This is a genomic window from Providencia sp. Je.9.19, assembly GCF_051129765.1.
GTDB lineage: Bacteria > Pseudomonadota > Gammaproteobacteria > Enterobacterales > Enterobacteriaceae > Providencia.
In genome coordinates this window covers 1-1,601 of the sequence record NZ_JBCPSS010000021.1, presented here as the reverse complement: position 1 = coordinate 1,601, position 1,601 = coordinate 1, and the positions used below count along the sequence as shown (strand labels likewise).

Here is a 1,601-nt window from a genome sequence, read left to right as displayed (position 1 = left end):
TGAAGTTTAACGAAGCGACGGATGCGTTGGCGTTGTCCTCACCGAATTCGCAATTGGAATTTAAGGCGTATGTGCAGGGTGAGCCGGAGGCGATAGCCACTCAGACGATAGTGCGTGGGGCATTCAGCGAAACGGCCACCTTTACGTTGGATTACCCGTGAGGCCCCATGCAGACAGACAAAAACAGGAACACGAGGAGCGCGACATGAGCAACTCCGGACAGAAACGTGCCCGTTGGGCCTCGATGATGGGGGTGTTGGCACTGTTGCCGGTGTGGGCGGCGGGCAACATTGCGCAGGTGACGGTGAAAGTGACGATAATCGCCCCGCCGCCGTGCATCATTAATAATAATAATCCCATCGAAGTGGATTTTGGTGATGTGTTGACGACCCGCGTGGACGGGGTCAATTACCGAAAACCGATAGAGTACCAGTTGGTGTGCCCGGCGGATCAATTGATAAAAAACACCCTGAAGCTGCAAATTGAGGGGCAAGGAATCAATTTGGGGGGGACGACGACGGTATTGGCGGTGCCGGGGGTTGCGGACTTTGGGATCCAATTACAGCATGAGATGGCGGCCTTAGGGGTCAATACGTGGCTGAATTTTACTTACACCGATACTAACGCTACGCCGAATTTATATGCAGTGCCAGTGAAGCGGGCGGGGAGCACGTTAGATCCTGGAGAGTTTCAGGCATCGTCGACAATGACGGTGCAATATCAGTAAGGGCTCATTCAGGGTGGGCGGTTAGAAAAGGAAATAAACAATGTTGAAGCGATTTTTATTGTTGTTATTGATAGTGATAGGGTGGGGGGGAAGTTTCGCAGCGCAGGCCGCCCCGTGGCCGTATTATTCGGCTGAAATAGAGTTATGCGAAACCGTTCCAGGTGTTGGAGATGGCCCTTGTTCTGCCCTTGTTTATTATAAAAACACTCAAACTATCTGGCGAGACATTCCAGATAATACAAAATCATTTCGAATGACGCAGATTCTTTCTTTGGTTGGTGTTCACTGCGAGAAGGGTAGAGTCTCGGGAGAGTTTAGGCAGTGCCATTTCGATGTTTCAACCGGCAGCGGCATAAATAGTCATTCTCCTGGTATGGTAGGTCCTTGTAGAACTACAGCACCAGATAATTTTATCATACAAGCCCCTAGCTATTGTATTGCAAATTCCGGAACTTTTGGTTGGCATAGGGGCGCGGGGCCAGGAGCTGAGTGTGTTATCTTAGGAAAAGTACCAAATGGCACAAATGAGGCGTATTTTGGCAATTTAGATACTCCTTATGGAGCATTAAGTTCTGAAATGGTGGCAAATTCAGGAAATACCTATTGTGGTAAAGCACTTGCACCATCGGTAGACTGTAATATAGCAATCGCTAACGGAGGTATTTTAGATCACGGTGTTCAAGCTCCAAGCTCAACTTCAGAGCGGTCTTTGGATGTAACTGTGGATTGTGGAGCCTCTCCAGTTTTCAGCATTGTAGATGAAACGATTAAATTTGATAATGACCGTATTCAGTCGGATTTATCGTTAACCCCCAATGGCGCGGCGTATTTATTAAAATCGGTGCTGACCAGTACCAATGCCAGTGCGGGAAAT

Annotated in this window: 1 protein-coding gene and 1 pseudogene; both read left to right on the top strand. The window is 48.5% G+C overall.

Translation table 11 applies throughout. From position 1 onward, the window contains the following. The first annotated feature begins 205 nt into the window (after positions 1 to 205). A complete protein-coding gene (locus tag AAZR93_RS21525; protein ID WP_434721035.1) occupies positions 206 to 727 on the top strand; it encodes a fimbrial protein in 522 nt (173 codons plus the stop codon). A 40-nt stretch (positions 728 to 767) separates the two neighbouring features. Beyond that, positions 768 to 1,601 (top strand): annotated as a pseudogene (locus tag AAZR93_RS21520) (hypothetical protein); the annotation flags it as partial.